The organism is Rhizobium subbaraonis (genome assembly GCF_900220975.1).
Lineage (GTDB): Bacteria > Pseudomonadota > Alphaproteobacteria > Rhizobiales > Rhizobiaceae > Mycoplana > Mycoplana subbaraonis.
Genome location: NZ_OBQD01000001.1, coordinates 53,807 through 70,787 on the forward strand (window position 1 = coordinate 53,807; position 16,981 = coordinate 70,787).

The window sequence follows — 16,981 nt, forward strand, 5'->3', positions numbered from 1 at the left end:
CCTCAGCGGGGATCCAGCGCGACCGTCTTGATGACGGCGAAGACCGGCTTGCCGGGCTGCAGGTCGAGCCGCTCGGTGGAGAGGCCCGTGATGCGGGCATGGACGACATCCCCGCCGCAGGCGACCCGCACGGTGACCATTCCGTCGCTGTCCGCCACGATCGTCTCGATCCTGCCGTCGAGGATGTTGAGCGCGCTGAGGCCGGCCGGTCTCTCGATCGCCAGCATGACGTCGCGGGCGGGAATGTGGACGCGCACGGGCGCGCCTTCGGCAACGTCGCTGTTGGGCACGTGCAGGACATTGCTTTTCAGTTGCACCGTGGCCAGCCGGTGCGGCGGGTCGAACGACGCGATCACGCCGGAAAGCACGCTGCCCATCTCGCGGCGGTCCATGCCGGAATTCAGGGTGGGTGCGCTGAGCACATCGGAGACGGGACCCGTCGCCACAACCAGCCCGTCACGCATCAGGACGACACGGTCGGCAAGCCTTGCGACCTCGTGCACCGCATGGCTGACATAGACGATCGGCACTTTCGTTTCGTCGCGCAGTCGCTCGAGGTAGGGCAGGATTTCGGCCTTGCGCTCCTCGTCGAGTGCGGCCAGCGGCTCGTCCATCAAAAGCAGGCGAGGGGCGGAGAGCAGGGCGCGGCCGATCGCGACGCGCTGACGCTCGCCGCCGGAGAGATTGGCGGGGCGGCGGTCCAAAAGGTGGCCTATGCCGAGCAGTTCAACCACCCGGTCCTGGCTGTCGGGAACCTCGCCGCGGGGTGCGAACCAGCGGCCATAGGAGAGGTTGCCGCGCACGGTGAAATGGGGAAACAGCCGCGCTTCCTGGAATACGTAGCCGAAACGCCGCCTGTGCTTGGGCACGAAGATGTCGCGCCTTGTGTCGACCAGCACGTCGCCGTCCAGCACGATCCGTCCCTCGTCCGGGCGGATCAGCCCGGCAATCGCCCGGATCAGCGAGGTCTTGCCGGAGCCGGAACGGCCGAAGAGCGCAGTCACCCCGCCGTCGGAGGCGAAGCCTGCCTCGAGGCGAAAGGCGCCCAGTCGGTGGCGGACATCGACCAGCAGCGTCATTCGAAGTTCACCTTCTTGCCCAGCGCATGCGCCATGAATTCGGAGGCGAGCAGCGCGGCCATGGAAATGACGATGGCGACGATCGTCAGCCGCATGGCGCCCACGTCGCCGCCGGGCACCTGCGTGAAGGTGTAGATCGCAGCCGACAGCGTCTGCGTTTCGCCGGGAATGTTGGACACGAAGGTGATCGTCGCGCCGAATTCACCCATCGCCTTGGCGAAGGAGAGGATCATACCGGCAATCACGCCGGGCAGGATCAGCGGAAAGGTGACTGTGAGGAAGACCCAGGCCGGGTTCGCGCCCAGCGTGCCGGCGGCGTCCTCCAGCTTGCGATCGACAGCGTCGAGCGAGAGGCGGATGGAGCGCACGAGCAGCGGAAAGCCCATCACCGCGCAGGCAAGGGCCGCCCCCGTCCAGCGAAACGAGAAGACGATGCCGAAATGCTGATCGAGAAACGCGCCGATCGGCCCCTTTCGCCCGAACAGGATCAGGAGCAGGAAACCGGTGACGACGGGCGGCAGGATCAGCGGCAGGTGAACGATGCCGTTCAGGATCGACTTACCCCAGAAGCGGCCGCGCGACAGCGCCAGCGCCGCGAGAATGCCGAACGGAAGGCTTGCGGCGACCGCAACGGTGGAGACGAGCAGGCTGAGCCGGATTGCCGTCCATTCTTCTTCGCTCAACGTAAACCAGTCCAAATCGGGCAACTCACATTTTCGATCGCAACGAACGCAGCAGGCCATCAGGGCGCGACGGGTCCGGGAAATCCGGACAATGGCATGAAATCGATCGCGATCAATAGCTTGAGGAAGATCCGCCGCGCGCCGGCAAGCGGTGCGCGGCGGCGGTAAGATGCTATTTCAGGACGGTGAAGCCCTGTTCGGTGAAGAACGGTGCGGCCTTGTCCGACGTCAGGTAGTCGAGATAGGCGCGGGCATCGGTGTTTTCGGATTCCGAGAGAATGGCAATCGGGTAGATGATCGGCGGATGGCTGTCCTCGGGAAAGGTGCCGACGACGGCAACGCCCGGATCGGCGGCGGCATCGGTCGCATAGACGATGCCGTAAGGGGCTTCGCCGCGGGAGACGAGGGCGAGTGCAGCACGAACGCTTTCCGCGCTGGCCACCTTGTCTTCGACGGAGGACCAGATTCCGAGTTTCACGAGTGCCGCCTTTCCGTATTTGCCGGCTGGCACGGAATCGACTGCGCCCATGGCAAGCCTGCCGTCGCCGACGAGGGCGGCAAGGTCGAAGCCGTCCTTGATCTCCACCGGCGTGGCGGCATCCTTCGGCGCGACCAGCACGATGCGGTTACCGAGGAAGTTGGAGCGCGTGCCGTCCTTTATCAGCCTCTTCTCGGTGACATAGTCCATCCAGGCGAGGTCGGCGGAGATGAAGACGTCGGCGGGTGCTCCAGCTTCGATCTGCTTGGCCAGAGCCGAACTTGCGGCATACGACACCGTCGTTTCCTTGGCGCTCTCCTTGGTCCAGGCCGCATTGGCGGCGTCGAGCGCGTTCTTCAGGCTGGCGGCGGCAAAGACGGTGACCTTGTCCTGCGCCATGGCCGGCGCGCCGATTGCGAAGACGCCGAGCCAGGCGGCTGTGAGCGAGGCTGCGGCAAGCCTCAGCCAGTGACGACGGTTGATGCTCATTTCCCTCTCCGTGTTGTGCGTGATATTCCAACGAATATAGCGCCCTGCCGGAAATGGCCAGTGCTATATTTTTGTATATATAACGCTTGTGCGTGGGCGCGGAGCAGGCGAAAGTGACGCCTGGGCGGAAGCGCAGGCAGCCGCGTTAATGGCAAGGGCAGGGAGCAGGGCATGGTGCGCGAAAACGAGATCCGACAGAACGAAGTCGCCGTGAGCCCGCCGGAGCCGGTCGATGCGGGCCTTGTGTTCATCGGGCGCATCCGCACGCCGTGGGATCAACGGCTGTTGTGCCCGCGTCAGGGGCGGGCCGACGGCCCGCTCTGCCGCATCGAGATTTTCGAGCCCTGGGATCAGGCCCTGCGCGGCGTCGAGGCCTTCGAGCGCCTGGAGGTGCTGTACTGGCTGGACCGTTCGAGGCGCGACCTCGTGCTGCAGAGCCCCGGCAGCAACGGCAAGGTGCACGGCACCTTCTCGCTCCGCTCGCCCGTGCGCCCGAACCCGATCGGAACCTCCATCGTTCACCTCGAGCGGGTAGAGGGCAACGTCCTGTTCGTGCGCGGCCTCGACTGCCTCGACGGAACGCCGCTGCTCGATCTCAAGCCCGACCGTTCGCTGTTCAAGCCGATCGCCCCGCCGCAGCCGGGCGACTATGAGACCGGCGAAACGGCGACGTATTGCCAGAAGGCCTGACGCGCCACAGCTTTCGTTGCAAAGCCTGGCCTTCGAACTGTGCCCGTCACGTCCGATGCCTTGATCACCGCTCAGGCGGGCTTTCCGGCCTTCAAGGCCAAGTCCTCGATGGCAGCGTTGGTGATGGTGGCGATCACATCTGCGCCGACATGCCGCCGTCGACCGTCAGCGTGATGCCGTTGACGAAGCTCGCCGAAGGCGATGCCAGGAAAAGCGCGGCAGGCGCCAGTTCTTCCGGCCGTCCCCAGCGCTTCAGCGGAATGCGCACGTTGACGAAGGACTGCACCTGCGGGTCTTCCGACAGCGCCCTGTTCGGATCGGTAACGAACCATCCGGGCGCGATCGCGTTCACCGTCAGGTTGTCGGCGCCGAACTCGACCGCGAGCGAGCGGGTGAGCGCTTCCAGCCCGCCCTTGGAGGCGGTGTAGGCCGGGTCAGGCGCGCGGGCGATGCGGGCGGCGATCGACGTGATGAAGACCAGCCGGCCGGCCTGCGAACGCTGCAGCAGCGGCAGGGCGGCCCGCGCCAGCCGGTAGGAAGCGGTGAGATTGACGTCGAGAAGCGAGGCGAAAGCCGCACCATCCAGCTCTTCCGTCCGGCGCCGGTCCCGGAGGCTGGCGGCATGGACGACGACGTCCAGTCCGCCAAGGCTCTCGCCGGCGCGCAGGGCGACCGCTTCGGGATCGACGGAAAGGTCGGCCGCGAGCGCTTCCGCAGCGAAACCTTCGCCCCTCAATGCGGCGCAATGCGCTTCCAGTGTTGCCTCTTCCCGCCCGTTCAGCACGACCCGTTCGCCGGCACGCGCAAAGGCGCGCGCGATCTCAAGCCCCATGCCGCGCGTTGCGCCCGTCACGAGCACGCGTCTGCTTTCCTTGGTCATTGGCTGTCCTTGCGGTTGCATCCCCTGATTGCCCGGTTCTCCTTAGCGCCTGCCGACATCGATTTGAAGGCTGGTGTTGGAGGGCCGTGCTTGGGTAGCGACCGGGGGGAGATCGGGGAGGCGGCTACTGCTCGTGCGACATGCGCGTGGGCGTCGACAGCAATTCGCCTTCGGGCGGCTGCTTGTCGCTGCCGGCGCCGGATACACGTTGAAGCACGACGATGCTCATGATCGATCCGACCATCAAGATGAGGACGACCAGCAGTATCCTTGCCGACATGAAGCTTCCTTTCGTTGGCCCGAAACGAAGTCGGCCGGAATTGGTTCCTCGCGGGTGGCCGCGAACCCCGCCGCCGATCTTTTCGTTGCGGTGTCAGATCACCTTGCCGGGGTTGAGGATTCCCTTCGGATCCAGCGCCAACTTGATCCGGCGCATCGCATCCAGTTCCTCCGCACTGCGCGAGCAGCCGAGATAGGGACGTTTCAACGTGCCTATTCCATGTTCCGCCGAAATCGATCCCCCAAAAGCCTTCACCAGATCGTAGGCGATCTCGTCGACAGCGTGCAGCTCCTCTGCCGAGGCTTCGCCGACGGAAATGGCGACATGCAGGTTGCTGTCACCGATATGGCCGAAGAAGGACACGTGGGCGTCGGGGAAGCGCTCCAGCAGGGCTGCCTCGCAGGCCCGCGCATAGTCCCCGATGCTGCCGATCGGCAGGCTGACGTCGAGATTGATCAGCGAGGGCAGCAACTGCCCCATCATGTAGGCCTCGCGCACGGACCAGAAGCGCTGCGTTTCCTTTTCCGACTGGGCGATGAGCGCATCGACGATCAGGCCGTCCTCCAGCGCGCGGCCGAGGAAGGCTTCGAACCGGTCGCGCGCCGCATCCGACCCGTCGGAATCTTCTTCGACGATCACCAGGAACGGATAGGCCGTCTCGAAGAAGCTGATCCCAGCCGCCTCGCAATTGAAGCGGACGAAGTTTTCCCACATGGCCTCGAAAGCCGATAGCGCTTCGAGTTCGCGACGGGCGCGCCCGAGCAGCGCGACGACCGCATCGTAGTTTTCCAGCGCGACAAGTGCGGTGCTGCGCGCGGGCGGCCGGGGTTTCAGCTTTACGACGGCACGCGTGATGATGCCGAGCGTTCCTTCCGCGCCGATGAAGAACTGGCGCAGGTCGTAGCCGGTGTTGTTCTTCGTCATCTTGTTGAGCATGGAGAGCACGGTGCCGTCCGCAAGCACCACCTCCAGGCCCAGCACGTTGTCGCGGGTTACGCCGTGCCGGATAACCCGGATGCCGCCGGCATTGGTGGAGATGTTGCCGCCGATCTGACAGCTGCCGCGTGCGCCGAGGTCGATCGCAAGCAGCATGCCGGCCTCCGCCGCTGCGTTCTGCGCCACCTCCAGCACGGTGCCGGCCTTCACTGTCATCGTGCCCGCGGCCGTATCGATCTCCTCGATGCCGGCGAGGTTTTCCAGCGATATCGCCACGTCTCCGCCCGAGGCGTTCGCGCCGCCCGCAAGCCCGGCCAATCCGCCCTGAGGGACGACCGGCTGGCCGTGGGCGTTGCAGATCCTAAGCGCAGTCGAGACTTCCTCGACGGTCCGTGGCCGGATGACGGCCATCGGCAGCACGCGCCCGGTCAGGCTCTCGTCGCTGCGGTAGCGCTCGCCAATCGCTGCCCCGGTGAGGACCGTCTCCGCGCCAAGCGCTTCGGTCAGTTCGTCGATGATGCTCATGTCGGTTTCCTGCGCGATGGCGTAACTCGGATGTTTCAGTGATTAGCGGGCGCGCTCGCCGAATGCAACGCCGGCGGCCGGTCGCCACTTTGAGGTGAACGTCTGATCAAGCAGATGAAATTGCTACGTTTTACGGAAAATCAGGATTCTTGTCGGGGCCCTTGACACCCTGCAATGTGTCTTCATAATGATCAGATGTCAGACCAATTTTGAGAAGCTGGCGACAAACGGGGAATGGCCGCATGACGGCGAGAATGTATGCCAGGGCGGCAATTTTGCCGCTGCCGCCAATGGACCGGGCGCGCCAGGTCACCGAGGCGCTCGCCAGCTATATCGGCCAGGCGAACCTCAAGGCCGGCGACCGGCTTCCGGCCGAGCGCGAGCTGATGGCCGCACTTGCCGTCGGGCGATCGACCATCCGCGAGGTCATCCGCCATTTCCAGGCCCTCGGGGTCATGGAGACGCGCAAGGGCAGCGGCACCTATCTCCTGAAGCCCGTCACGACCGCCACGATCCACATGCCGCTGTCCTTCGACGCCATTCATCTGCGCGATGCGCTGCTGCAGACGCTGGAGGTGCGCCGCGGCATCGAATGCGAGGCCAACATGGTCGCCGCCCGCCGCCGCACCGCAAGCGACCTGGCCACGATCGAGGAAAAGCTCGACGCGATGGAGCGTGTACACCTGGCCAAGGGCACATCCGGCCCGGAAGACCTGGCCTTTCACCTTGCCATCTACGACGCCACCCATAATCCGCTGTTCCGCCAGCTTCTGGAGCAGATGCGCGAGGCCTTCGAGCGCTTCTGGGACGAGCCGTTCGACCGGCCCGACTTTGCTCGCCGCTCCTTTCCCTTCCACCGCACGCTGTTCAACGCGATCGTCGCCCAGGACACGGAAGCCGCACGCCGCGAAACGCTGAAGATCCTCGATGTCGTCGAGGAAGACATCAAGGAAATGTCAAAATGACTGACGGTGCCGATCCGTTCGACCTCGCCTCGCTGATCGTCGCCCACGACGAGGCCAATGCCTTCGAGGCGGTGGTGCCGCCGATCGTGCAGACGTCGCTGTTCACCTTCTCCTCCTATGACGAGATGGTTTCGGCCTATCGCGGCGAGATCGTCCGGCCGATCTACACTCGCGGCCTGAACCCGACCGTGCGCGCCTTCGAGGAGATGCTGGCGAAGCTGGAGGGTGGCGAGGACGCGATGGGCTTTGCCAGCGGCATGGCGGCGATCTCCTCCACCGTACTCTCCTTCGTCGAGCCCGGCGATCGCATCGTCGCGGTCAGGCACGTCTATCCCGACGCCTTCCGCCTGTTCGGCACCATCCTGAAGCGGATGAAGGTCGAGGTGACCTATGTCGACGGCCGCGACGAGGAGGCGGTCGCCCGCGCGCTTCCGGGCGCGAAGCTCTTCTACATGGAGAGCCCGACGAGTTGGGTGATGGACGTCCACGACGTTGGCGCGCTGGCCGCGCTGGCGAAACGCCACGGCATCGTCTCGGTCATCGACAACAGCTGGGCAAGCCCGGTCTTCCAGCGCCCGCTGTCGCTCGGCGTCGACCTCGTGCTGCACTCGGCCTCGAAATATCTCGGCGGCCACAGCGACGTGGTCGCCGGCGTCGTCACCGGCTCGAAGGATCTGATCGGCCGCATCCGCGCCGAGGCCTATCCCTATCTCGGCGGCAAGCTGTCGCCCTTCGATGCGTGGCTGCTGGTGCGCGGCCTGCGCACGCTGCCGATCCGCATGAAGGCGCACGAGGCCTCGGCGCTGGAGATTGCACGCCGGCTCCAGGCGCTGGACGTTGTCGAGAGCGTCCAGCATCCCGCGCTTGCCAACCGCCTGCCGCCGGGCCTGACGGGCACCTCCGGCCTGTTCTCCTTCATTTTCCGCGAGGGCATCGACATCCGCGCCTTCGCCGATCGCCTGAAGCTGTTCAAGCTCGGCGTCAGCTGGGGCGGTCACGAGAGCCTGATCGTACCGGGTGAGGTCGTGCTGCAGCAGAAGGCGGAGCCCAATTCCGCGCACGCATTCGGCATCCATCCGCGGTCCGTGCGTCTCCACGTCGGCCTCGAAGGAACCGGGGCCCTGTGGCGTGATCTGGAGGCGGCGATCGCAGCCGCCTCCCAAGCCTGAAGAGCAATAAACCAAAGCCCACAAGGGGGAGCGACCATGAAAAGACTGCTGACTGCCGCATTGTTCGCCGCGATGATGTCGGGGACGGCGCTGGCCGACACGACGCTGAAGCTCGTCGAGGTCATCACCAGCCCCGAGCGCACCGAGACGCTGAAATCAATCGTCGGCAAGTTCGAGGCCGAGAACCCGGGCACCAAGGTCGAGATCATCTCGCTGCCCTGGGGCGAGGCGTTCCAGAAGTTCGCCACCATGGTCTCCGCCGGCGAGATCCCCGACGTGATGGAAATGCCCGACACCTGGCTGTCGCTCTATGCCAACAACGGCATGCTGGAGAGCCTCGAGCCCTATCTGTCCAAATGGGAGCACACCTCGGGCCTGACGGCCCGCGCGCTCGAACTCGGCCGCGACGTCAACGACACCGCCTACATGCTGCCCTACGGCTTCTATCTGCGCGCCATGTTCTACAACAAGAAGCTGCTTGAGGAAGCCGGCGTCTCCGAGCCGCCCAAGACGATGGACGAATTCGCGGAAGCCGCCAAGAAGGTCTCCGCACTCCCCGGCAAGTCCGGCTACTGCCTGCGCGGCGGCCCGGGCGGCCTCAACGGCTGGATGATGTTCGGCGCCACCATGGCCGGCGACAACAAGTTCTTCAACGAGGACGGCACCTCGACCATGAACAGCGAGGGCTGGGTCAAGGGCCTGACCTGGCTGATCGATCTCTACAAGAACGGCTATGCGCCCAAGGACAGCGTCAACTGGGGCTTCAACGAGATCGTCGCCGGCTTCTACAGCGGCACCTGCGCCTTCCTCGACCAGGACCCCGACGCGCTGATCGCGATCGCCGAGCGCATGAAGGCCGAGGACTACGGCATCATCACCATGCCGAAGGGCCCGTCCGGCAAGACCTTCCCGACCATCGGCTATGCCGGCTGGTCGATGATGGCGGCGAGCGAGAACAAGGACCTCTCCTGGAAGCTGATCGAGACGCTGGAAGGCCCGCAAGGCAACATCGAGTGGAACAAGCGCACCGGCGCGCTGCCGGTCCACACCTCCGCCGAGAAGGATCCCTTCTATGCCAGCGAGCAGTTCAAGGGCTGGTTTGCCGAGCTTGAGGACAAGGACGCCGTGCCGACGGTGATGCCGACCTACCTCGAGGAGTTCGCCTTCTTCAAGGACTCGCTGGTGATCCAGACCTCGCAGAAGGCGCTGCTTGGCGAGATCACGCCGCAGGAACTGGCCGACCAGTGGGCCGAGTACCTGACCAAGGCGCAACAGAAGTATCTGGCGAAGAAGTAGGTTTGGGGTGTCGGTAGCGGTGCGAGCGTATGTCTGGCCCATATCGTGGCCGACCTCAGCGCTCCCACGCGCCGCCACAGACGGCCCCTCACCCTAGGCCCTCTCCCCGCAAGCGGGGAGAGGGGACTGGCAACGTTGCGGCGATCGCCCTTCTCCCCGCTTGCGGGGAGAAAGTGCCGGCAGGCGGATGAGGGGTAGCGCCAGCCTTTCTCCATGGCCGCGTCGGGCAAGATTCTTATGCGCGCCGATCCTTGCGCGCCGGCACCAAGACGACAATGGAAGACTTGCGACAATGCACCAGCCGATCAAAAAGCATCGCCCGCCGCTGAAAAAGCGGCTTGCCGATGCCTCGGAGCCCTATCTCTACAGTGCGCCGGCGCTGATCCTGATCGTTGCGGTCATGCTTGTGCCGCTCGTTGTCGGCATCTCCTATGCCTTCCGGGACATCCAGCTTTTGAACCCGTTTTCCGGCGGCTTCGTCGGCCTCGACCATTTCCGCGCTCTGGGCCAGGACGAGGCCTTTTACGGCGCGCTGCGCAACACGCTGTGGTGGACCGGTGCCTCGGTCTTTTTGCAGTTCACCTTCGGCCTGATCCTCGCGCTCCTGCTCGACAAGCCGTTCTATGGTCGCGGCCTCGTACAGGCGTTGGTCTTTCTTCCCTGGGCGGTGCCGAGCTTCCTCGCCGGTCTCAACTGGGCCTGGCTGTTCAATCCGGTCATCGGCCCGCTGCCGCACTGGTTCACCGCGCTCGGCCTGATGGATGAGCCGCACAACATCCTTTCCGATCCGCATCTTGCCATGTGGGGGCCGATCGCGGCGAACGTCTGGTGGGGCATCCCCTTCTTCGCCATTACGCTCCTTGCCGCCCTGCAGGCGATCCCGCGCGATCTTTACGAAGCCGCCTCGATCGACGGTGCCGGCCCCGTCCAGCGGTTCATGTCGATCACGCTGCCCTTTCTCGCGCCGACGATCGCCATCACCGTGCTTCTCCGCACCGTCTGGATCTCCAACTTCGCCGACCTGATCGTCGTCATGACCAATGGCGGCCCGGCCGACCGCACCCAGATCGTGGCGAGCTACATTTTCACCCAGGCGTTCAAGCGGCTCGATTTCGGCTATGCCTCTGCGATCGCGCTCGTGCTGCTGGCACTGCTGCTCGTCTATTCGATGCTGATCGTGCTGCTTCGCCAGACCATGCTGAACAAGGGCTGAGCCAATGAGAACCCGCAGCCTCCTCCTCACCGGTGCGCATCGTCTGGCGATCCTCGCCTATGTCGTCTTCGCGCTCTTTCCGCTATTCTGGCTCCTGAAGGTCTCGGTTACGCCGAACGACCTGCTCTACAGCGAGGGCGTGCGCATGTGGCCGTCGCGGATGACGTTCGAGCATTTCAATTTCGTCATCGCCCACAGCGCCTTTCCGACCTTCTTCAAGAACAGCCTGATCGTCGCCGGCGCCACGGCCGTCGTCGTCACCATCCTCGCCTCGCTGTCCGGCTACGCGCTGTCGCGCTTCTCCTTCCGGGCGAAGTACTGGATCGTGGCGCTGATGCTGATCACCCAGATGTTCCCGCTGGTCATGCTGGTGGCGCCGATCTTCAAGATGCTGTCGCCGCTAGGGCTGACCAACAGCCTGACCGGCCTCGTCATCGTCTACTCCGCCTTCAACGTCCCCTTCGCCACCTTCCTGATGCAGTCCTTCTTCGACGGCATTCCGAAGGACCTGGAGGAGGCGGCGATGATCGACGGCGCCACCCAGTTCGTGGCCTTCCGCCAGATCATCCTGCCGCTGACGCTGCCGGGCATCGCCGCCACCCTCGGCTTCGTCTTCACCGCCGCCTGGAGCGAGCTTCTGTTCGCGCTGATGCTGATCTCCGGCAACGACGCGGCGACGTTCCCGGTCGGGCTTCTCACCTTCGTCTCCAAGTTCTCCGTGGACTTCGGGCAGATGATGGCCGCCGGCGTGCTCGCGCTGATCCCGGCCTGCCTGTTCTTCCTCCTCATCCAGCGCTATCTCGTGCAGGGCCTGACGGCCGGCGCGGTCAAGGGATAATGGCCATGGCTTCCATCGATATCGAAAGCGTCCGCAAGAGCTACGGCTCGTTTCCCGTCCTGCACGGCGTCGACCTTGAGATCAAGGATGGCGAGTTCATCGTCCTCGTCGGCCCCTCCGGCTGCGGCAAGTCCACGCTGCTGCGGATGATTGCGGGACTGGAGGAGGTGACCGGCGGGGAGATCCGCATCTCCGGCAACCGCGTCAACGATCTGGCACCCAAGGACCGCGACATCGCCATGGTGTTCCAGTCCTACGCGCTCTATCCGCACATGAGCGTGGCGGACAACATGAGCTACAGCCTGCGGCTGAGGAAGACGGCGAAGGAGAAGATCGCCAGTGCCGTCGGCAGCGCCGCCAAAAAACTCGGGCTCGATCCGCTTCTGGAGCGCCGGCCGAAGGCATTGTCCGGCGGCCAGCGGCAGCGCGTCGCCATGGGGCGCGCCATCGTCCGCCAGCCCAAGGCCTTCCTGTTCGACGAGCCGCTGTCGAACCTCGACGCCCGCCTGCGCGAGCAGATGCGCGCCGAGATCAAGAAGCTGCACGCCGACCTTAAGGCCACCTCGATCTACGTCACCCACGACCAGATCGAGGCGATGACGCTCGCCGACCGCATCGTCGCCATGCATGGCGGCATCGTCCAGCAGGTCGGCACGCCGCTGGAACTCTACGACACCCCTGCAAATCTCTTCGTCGCAGGCTTCATCGGCTCGCCGGGCATGAATTTCCTCGAGGGCCGATATGTGGTCGGAGGAGGGGCAGGGGCTGCAGGCGAGGGGGCGGGCATCCGGCTTTCGGACGGCACGGTGGTCCCGGTCGCACCTCGCGCCGGTCTCGCACCGGACGCCGCAGCGACGCTCGGCATTCGCCCCGAGCACGTCGTCATCGCCGAAAACGGCATGCTGGAGGCCGGCGTTGACCTCGTCGAACCCACGGGCTTCGGTATCATCCTCCACCTGTCCCTGCATGGCCTCCCGTTCAAGATCTTCACGCTCGACCGCGACGCACTCTCTGCCGGCCCCACGGTCCGCGTCGACTTTCCGCAAAAGCACCTGCACGTCTTCGACGAGGCGGGCAACCGGGCGGATTGAAGTCGTCGGCGACCGCCGCGCGAAATGATTGCCCGTGACCCTGATCGTGACCTGACCCTCGCCCCGCCTGCGGGCAGAAGGTGCAGGCTGGCGGATGCGGGACGGGACCGGCCTTCCTGCCCGCTGTGAAAAAGGGGCGCCGGATGAGAGGCAGAGGCCGCCACTCAATCGCGATCCGGCGCGCCGAGCGGGAACAGCTTGCGAAACGGCCGTGCCTCGTCCACCGCCCGGGCGAAGGAAGGGCGGGCGCGCAGGCGGTCGCGGTAGGCGCGCAGGTTTTCGAACTTGCGGTCGATTGCATGTGTCCAGTCGGAATAGAAGAGCGCCGGCGCGGCCGCGCAATCGGCGAGGCTGAAACCGTCGCCGGCGGCCCATGAGCGTCCCTCCAGTTTCCGGTCGAGCCAGAGATAGGCGCGATCGAGCATCGTGCGGGCATCCGCCACGCCGTGGGCGTCGCGGTCGGCTGCGGGCCTGATCGCGTCGAACACGATCTTCTGCATCGGGGTCATGACGTAGTTGTCGAAGATCCGGTCGAGCATCCGCACCTCCAGCGCCGCATCGGCCGCACTCGGGATCGGCTTGAACGGCCCCGGAAAGGCCTGGTCGAGATATTCGATGATGATGGTCGCCTCCAGCAGCGTCTTTTCGCCGTCGACGAGGACGGGAAAGCGCTTCACCGGCCACAGCGCCTCGAATTCGGCGAGCACGTCCGGATGTTCCTGGGCCAGCAGGCGGAACTCGAAAGGGATCTCGTTTTCGTAGAGCGCGATCAGCACCTTCTGGCAATAGGCCGAGAAAGGGTGTGCGTAGAGAATGGGTTTCACGTCGTCCTCCCGTCCATCTCCTCAATGCCGAAAGGCTAGCAATACTGATTGCATTTTGCAATCAGATTGAGCCGTACCCCGCTTCCGGCCTCGCCGGTCAGGTCAGCTTCCGCCGGCGCTCCAGCTCCGCAGCCGTCGGCTCGTCGAATTCGAACGACCCTGTCCTTGCGTCGCCGGAACGGACATATCTGTTCATCGTCACGCCCAGCGGCGAGGCCCTGGAGTAGACGCGCCGACAATGATCTTCCTCATCTCTCCCTGTGCGACCGGTGCGTGTCTGGTTCAAGGACGTATCTCTGCCCCCGGCTCCGACAAGCTCGGCTCGGAAAGCGACCGGTTGACTGCTGCGCCGCCAAAAGTGCGTGATTTCTGTCGCATCCTTCGGCCGATTGCGCTGCCGCGGCGGGCAGGCAGGCGGATTTCCTTGTCAAACATGCGTTCTGTTGCTGTCATGTGCGGCATCGGCTGCGACGAATCGTCAGTGGGCGAGGCTCCGGGTGGATGCAGTGGGACTGGGCCTGTGGGGACCGGGTCGCACCGGAGCGACAGGGGATAGATGATCGCTCGGGTGAGGCGATCGAGGAGAGCCACATGAAACATCGCATTGCGTCGACTTTCTTTTGCATGGGGCTGTGCATGCTTGGCCAGGGCGCCGTGGCGGCCGACATCGGTCCGGTCGCGATGACCCCGGAGGCCCAGCAGGTCGAAACCGAAAGCGGCTGGACCTTTACCTTTGCCCCCTATTTCTGGGCTGCAGGATTGTCCGGGGACGTCGGAATGAACATCGGCCGTTTCCAACCCACCGTCGATGTGGACGCGTCCTTTGGCGACATCTGGGATCATCTCGATTTCGCGGCAATGGCGATCGGTGAAGCCCGATATGATCGCTATAGCGTCTTCTCGGACCTCATTTATGTAAAGTTGTCCGGAACTGCCGGCACGCCCAGAGGTATTGCGGCCGACGATGCGGAAGTCGATTCCGAGACCTTCGCGGGTCTTCTCGGCGTCGGCTACTCGCTCCTGAAGGACAATACCGGCAACCTCGATATCGTCGGCGGCGTTCGCGTCTGGTCGGTCGATACGACGATTTCCCTCAGCGGCGGCCTGCTCGACGGCCGCTCGACAAGCGACGGCGAGACCTGGGTGGACGCCGTCGGCGGCGTGAAGGGCACCTATTTCCTCACGCCGAATCTCTTCCTGACCGGTTGGGGCATTGTCGGTGGCGGTGGTGCGGATATCGACTGGGACGTCGCGGCGACGGTCGGCTACAAGTTCAACGATACCTTCTCGTCGGTCATCGGCTACCGCGCGCTCGGCGTCGACTACAGCAATGACGGCTTCGTCTTCGATGTCGTTGAGCAGGGGCCGATCATCGGCCTCGCCGTCAAGTTCTAGAGCGTCCGCTCGATGGGATGCTCTGGTGACAGGAAAAGGCCGGTCCTCGCAGACCGGCCTTTCGAATGTCATGGCGCGCTGGTCACTTCGCCCGCTTCAGCGCCTCGCCCAGGACCGAGACGATTTCCTCGAAGTGCATCTTCTCGGCGATCAGCGGCGGTGAGAATGCGATGATGTCGCCGGTGACGCGGATCAGCAGGCCCTTTTCGAAGCAGTCGACGAAGACGTCGTAGGCCCGCGCGCCCACGGCACCGTCGCGCGACGACAGCTCGATGCCGGCAATCAGTCCGATCGTGCGGATGTCGATGACATGCGGCAGGCCCTTCAGCGAGTGCATCGCCGCGTGCCAGTCGTCCTGCAGGTCGGCGGCGCGCGTGAGCAGGCCCTCGTCGCGATAGATGTCGAGCGTGGCGATGCCGGCAGCGCAGGCGGCCGGATGGCCGGAATAGGTGTAGCCGTGGAACAGCTCGATCGCGCCCTCCGGGCCCTGCATCAGCGCGTCGTGAACCTTGCGGCTGGTGAACACCGCGCCCATCGGGATCGCGCCGTTGGTCAGGCCCTTGGCCGTGGTGACGATATCGGGCGTGACGCCGAAGAAATCCGTGGCGAACGGCGCACCGAGGCGGCCGAAGCCGGTGATGACTTCGTCGAAGATGAGGATGATACCGTGCTTGTCGCAGATCGACCGCAGCCGCTCGAGATAGCCCTTCGGCGGCACCAGCACGCCGGTGGAGCCGGCGACCGGCTCGACGATGCAGGCGGCGATCGTCTCCGCACCATGCAGTGCCACCAGCCTTTCGAGGTCGTCGGCCAGTTCCGCACCGTGCTCGGGCTGGCCTTTCGCATAGGCGTTCTTCGCAAGATCGTGCGTGTGACGCAGGTGATCGGAGCCGGGAAGCTGTGGGAAGACGCGGCGATTGTTGACGAGGCCGCCGACCGAAATCCCGCCGAAGCCGACGCCGTGATAGCCGCGCTCGCGGCCGATCAGGCGCGTCCGCGTGCCCTGGCCGATCGCGCGCTGGTAGGCGATCGCGATCTTCAGCGCGGTATCGACCGATTCCGAACCCGAGCCGGTATAGAAGATGCGGTCGAGCTTGGCGCCGGCAGGCCCGGGCGCGATCTCCGCCAGCCGCTCGGCGAAGTCGAAGGCGATCGGGTGCCCCATCTGGAAGGACGGCGCATAGTCCAGCGTCGACAGTTGGCGCTCGACGGCGGCGGCGATCTGGCGGCGGCCGTGGCCGGCGTTGACGCACCAGAGCCCCGCCGTGCCGTCCAGCACCTTGCGGCCGTCATGCGTGGTGTAGTGCATGCCCTCGGCACCGGCGAGCAGGCGGGGGGCTGCCTTGAACTGGCGGTTGGCGGTGAACGGCATCCAGTAGCTGTCGAGCACCGGCGCGTTGGGCTTGTTGTGAACGTTCATGGAGATCTCCTCTGGCTGGCACGATTGAGGTCATGCTTTGCGATCTTGAACAAGTCCTTTTCTACTTGCTATGAAGGCATTGAAAAATATGGGTCTGCCGGTCCAATGTTTCGATATTTCGAACAATCGAAACAGGCAGTGGTTGTACGGCGGGAGGTCGCATGTCGGTCGACATAGGAAACAGGCTGCGCAGCCTGCGCATGGCGCACAATTTCTCCCAGCGCGAGCTTGCCAAGCGCGCCGGCGTGACGAACTCGACGATCTCGCTGATCGAGTCGAATGCCTCCAATCCCTCGGTTGGCGCACTTAAGCGGATACTGGACGGGATTCCCATCGGGCTTGCGGAATTTTTCGCCTTCGAGCCCGATCGCCCCAAGCAGGCCTTCTATCGCGCCGACGAACTTGTCGAGATCGGCAAGGGGCCGATCTCCTACCGGCAGGTCGGCGAAAACCTGTTCGGCCGCAGTCTGCAGATTCTCAAGGAGTGCTATCAGCCGGGCGCCGATACCGGCAAGGTTCCGCTGGTGCATGAGGGGGAGGAGGGCGGCATCGTGCTGTCCGGCCGCCTCGAAGTGACCGTGGACGACGAACGGCGAATCCTCGGCCCGGGCGACGCCTACTATTTCGAGAGCCGCCGCCCCCATCGTTTCCGCTGCGTCGGGCCGGTGCCCTGCGAGGTGATCAGCGCCTGCACGCCGCCGACATTCTGAGCCGCGTTCGGCGGCACAGG

The 16,981-nt window shown here is 64.8% G+C and carries 17 protein-coding genes and 1 pseudogene; 9 read left to right on the top strand and 9 right to left on the bottom strand.

Annotated features, from left to right (window positions below):
* Positions 1 to 2: 2 nt before the first annotated feature.
* The 3 genes from modC to modA all read right to left on the bottom strand — a co-directional run bounded on the left by modC (position 3) and on the right by modA (position 2,729).
* Complete coding sequence (gene modC / locus CRO48_RS00205; RefSeq protein WP_097135279.1) at positions 3 to 1,079, bottom strand: molybdenum ABC transporter ATP-binding protein; 1,077 nt, start codon at positions 1,077 to 1,079, stop codon at positions 3 to 5.
* Positions 1,076 to 1,822, bottom strand: a complete 747-nt coding sequence (gene modB / locus CRO48_RS00210; RefSeq protein WP_097135281.1) for a molybdate ABC transporter permease subunit — start codon at positions 1,820 to 1,822, stop codon at positions 1,076 to 1,078. Before modB ends, modC begins: the two co-directional genes overlap by 4 nt.
* 112 nt (positions 1,823 to 1,934) lie before the next feature.
* Entirely contained in the window at positions 1,935 to 2,729 is a 795-nt protein-coding gene (gene modA, locus CRO48_RS00215) for a molybdate ABC transporter substrate-binding protein (RefSeq protein WP_097135283.1), read from the bottom strand.
* Between the two features lie 171 nt (positions 2,730 to 2,900).
* On the opposite strand from modA, the gene tsaA reads away from it, so the two are divergent.
* Positions 2,901 to 3,419, top strand: a complete 519-nt coding sequence (gene tsaA / locus CRO48_RS00220; protein WP_097135285.1) for a tRNA (N6-threonylcarbamoyladenosine(37)-N6)-methyltransferase TrmO — start codon at positions 2,901 to 2,903, stop codon at positions 3,417 to 3,419.
* Between the two features lie 133 nt (positions 3,420 to 3,552).
* Here the strand turns inward: tsaA and CRO48_RS00225 are convergent, their stop codons facing one another.
* The 3 genes from CRO48_RS00225 to CRO48_RS00230 all read right to left on the bottom strand — a co-directional run bounded on the left by CRO48_RS00225 (position 3,553) and on the right by CRO48_RS00230 (position 6,040).
* Complete coding sequence (locus CRO48_RS00225; RefSeq protein WP_097135287.1) at positions 3,553 to 4,299, bottom strand: SDR family oxidoreductase; 747 nt, start codon at positions 4,297 to 4,299, stop codon at positions 3,553 to 3,555.
* A 124-nt stretch (positions 4,300 to 4,423) separates the two neighbouring features.
* Positions 4,424 to 4,579, bottom strand: coding sequence for a hypothetical protein (locus CRO48_RS31985; RefSeq protein WP_176526600.1), 156 nt, complete (start codon positions 4,577 to 4,579; stop codon positions 4,424 to 4,426).
* Positions 4,580 to 4,672: 93 nt separating this feature from the next.
* Positions 4,673 to 6,040, bottom strand: a complete 1,368-nt coding sequence (locus CRO48_RS00230) for an FAD-binding oxidoreductase (RefSeq protein ID WP_097135289.1) — start codon at positions 6,038 to 6,040, stop codon at positions 4,673 to 4,675.
* Between the two features lie 242 nt (positions 6,041 to 6,282).
* Here CRO48_RS00230 and CRO48_RS00235 point away from each other — a divergent pair, with 242 nt between their 5' ends.
* The 6 genes from CRO48_RS00235 to CRO48_RS00265 all read left to right on the top strand — a co-directional run bounded on the left by CRO48_RS00235 (position 6,283) and on the right by CRO48_RS00265 (position 12,612).
* Entirely contained in the window at positions 6,283 to 7,005 is a 723-nt protein-coding gene (locus CRO48_RS00235) for a FadR/GntR family transcriptional regulator (RefSeq protein WP_176526601.1), read from the top strand.
* Positions 7,002 to 8,174, top strand: a complete 1,173-nt coding sequence (locus CRO48_RS00240; RefSeq protein ID WP_097135291.1) for a PLP-dependent transferase — start codon at positions 7,002 to 7,004, stop codon at positions 8,172 to 8,174. The genes CRO48_RS00235 and CRO48_RS00240 overlap by 4 nt, the downstream gene beginning before the upstream one ends.
* Before the next feature lie 36 nt (positions 8,175 to 8,210).
* The gene (locus CRO48_RS00245) at positions 8,211 to 9,470 is read left to right on the top strand and encodes an ABC transporter substrate-binding protein (RefSeq protein ID WP_097135293.1); all 1,260 of its coding nucleotides are present in this window, start codon (positions 8,211 to 8,213) and stop codon (positions 9,468 to 9,470) included.
* Positions 9,471 to 9,762: 292 nt separating this feature from the next.
* A complete protein-coding gene (locus tag CRO48_RS00255) occupies positions 9,763 to 10,683 on the top strand; it encodes a carbohydrate ABC transporter permease (RefSeq protein WP_097135295.1) in 921 nt (306 codons plus the stop codon).
* 4 nt (positions 10,684 to 10,687) lie between these two features.
* A complete protein-coding gene (locus CRO48_RS00260; RefSeq protein WP_097135297.1) occupies positions 10,688 to 11,521 on the top strand; it encodes a carbohydrate ABC transporter permease in 834 nt (277 codons plus the stop codon).
* A 5-nt stretch (positions 11,522 to 11,526) separates the two neighbouring features.
* A complete protein-coding gene (locus tag CRO48_RS00265; RefSeq protein ID WP_097135299.1) occupies positions 11,527 to 12,612 on the top strand; it encodes an ABC transporter ATP-binding protein in 1,086 nt (361 codons plus the stop codon).
* A 164-nt stretch (positions 12,613 to 12,776) separates the two neighbouring features.
* Here CRO48_RS00265 and CRO48_RS00270 read toward each other — a convergent pair whose 3' ends face one another.
* Both CRO48_RS00270 and CRO48_RS32740 read right to left on the bottom strand, forming a co-directional pair.
* Positions 12,777 to 13,436, bottom strand: coding sequence for a glutathione S-transferase family protein (locus CRO48_RS00270; RefSeq protein ID WP_097135301.1), 660 nt, complete (start codon positions 13,434 to 13,436; stop codon positions 12,777 to 12,779).
* Between the two features lie 97 nt (positions 13,437 to 13,533).
* Positions 13,534 to 13,665, bottom strand: a pseudogene (locus CRO48_RS32740) (dihydrofolate reductase family protein); the annotation flags it as partial.
* Positions 13,666 to 14,027: 362 nt separating this feature from the next.
* On the opposite strand from CRO48_RS32740, the gene CRO48_RS00280 reads away from it, so the two are divergent.
* Entirely contained in the window at positions 14,028 to 14,831 is an 804-nt protein-coding gene (locus CRO48_RS00280; RefSeq protein ID WP_176526602.1) for a hypothetical protein, read from the top strand.
* Between the two features lie 82 nt (positions 14,832 to 14,913).
* Here the strand turns inward: CRO48_RS00280 and CRO48_RS00285 are convergent, their stop codons facing one another.
* Positions 14,914 to 16,251, bottom strand: coding sequence for an aspartate aminotransferase family protein (locus tag CRO48_RS00285; protein WP_097135303.1), 1,338 nt, complete (start codon positions 16,249 to 16,251; stop codon positions 14,914 to 14,916).
* A 161-nt stretch (positions 16,252 to 16,412) separates the two neighbouring features.
* Between CRO48_RS00285 and CRO48_RS00290 the strand changes: the two genes are divergently transcribed.
* Positions 16,413 to 16,961: a cupin domain-containing protein gene (locus CRO48_RS00290; protein WP_097135305.1), complete on the top strand. Its 549-nt coding sequence runs from the start codon at positions 16,413 to 16,415 to the stop codon at positions 16,959 to 16,961.
* Positions 16,962 to 16,981: the final 20 nt, after the last annotated feature.

Excerpts from the sequence above, each read along its gene's own strand:
- modC (WP_097135279.1), bottom strand. The coding sequence starts at position 1,079 with ATGACGCTGCTGGTCGATGTCCGCCACCGACTGGGCGCCTTTCGCCTC.
- modB (WP_097135281.1), bottom strand. The coding sequence starts at position 1,822 with ATGGCCTGCTGCGTTCGTTGCGATCGAAAATGTGAGTTGCCCGATTTG.
- modA (WP_097135283.1), bottom strand. The coding sequence starts at position 2,729 with ATGAGCATCAACCGTCGTCACTGGCTGAGGCTTGCCGCAGCCTCGCTC.
- tsaA (WP_097135285.1), top strand. The coding sequence starts at position 2,901 with ATGGTGCGCGAAAACGAGATCCGACAGAACGAAGTCGCCGTGAGCCCG.
- CRO48_RS00225 (WP_097135287.1), bottom strand. The coding sequence starts at position 4,299 with ATGACCAAGGAAAGCAGACGCGTGCTCGTGACGGGCGCAACGCGCGGC.
- CRO48_RS31985 (WP_176526600.1), bottom strand. The coding sequence starts at position 4,579 with ATGTCGGCAAGGATACTGCTGGTCGTCCTCATCTTGATGGTCGGATCG.
- CRO48_RS00230 (WP_097135289.1), bottom strand. The coding sequence starts at position 6,040 with ATGAGCATCATCGACGAACTGACCGAAGCGCTTGGCGCGGAGACGGTC.
- CRO48_RS00235 (WP_176526601.1), top strand. The coding sequence starts at position 6,283 with ATGACGGCGAGAATGTATGCCAGGGCGGCAATTTTGCCGCTGCCGCCA.
- CRO48_RS00240 (WP_097135291.1), top strand. The coding sequence starts at position 7,002 with ATGACTGACGGTGCCGATCCGTTCGACCTCGCCTCGCTGATCGTCGCC.
- CRO48_RS00245 (WP_097135293.1), top strand. The coding sequence starts at position 8,211 with ATGAAAAGACTGCTGACTGCCGCATTGTTCGCCGCGATGATGTCGGGG.
- CRO48_RS00255 (WP_097135295.1), top strand. The coding sequence starts at position 9,763 with ATGCACCAGCCGATCAAAAAGCATCGCCCGCCGCTGAAAAAGCGGCTT.
- CRO48_RS00260 (WP_097135297.1), top strand. The coding sequence starts at position 10,688 with ATGAGAACCCGCAGCCTCCTCCTCACCGGTGCGCATCGTCTGGCGATC.
- CRO48_RS00265 (WP_097135299.1), top strand. The coding sequence starts at position 11,527 with ATGGCTTCCATCGATATCGAAAGCGTCCGCAAGAGCTACGGCTCGTTT.
- CRO48_RS00280 (WP_176526602.1), top strand. The coding sequence starts at position 14,028 with ATGAAACATCGCATTGCGTCGACTTTCTTTTGCATGGGGCTGTGCATG.
- CRO48_RS00285 (WP_097135303.1), bottom strand. The coding sequence starts at position 16,251 with ATGAACGTTCACAACAAGCCCAACGCGCCGGTGCTCGACAGCTACTGG.
- CRO48_RS00290 (WP_097135305.1), top strand. The coding sequence starts at position 16,413 with ATGTCGGTCGACATAGGAAACAGGCTGCGCAGCCTGCGCATGGCGCAC.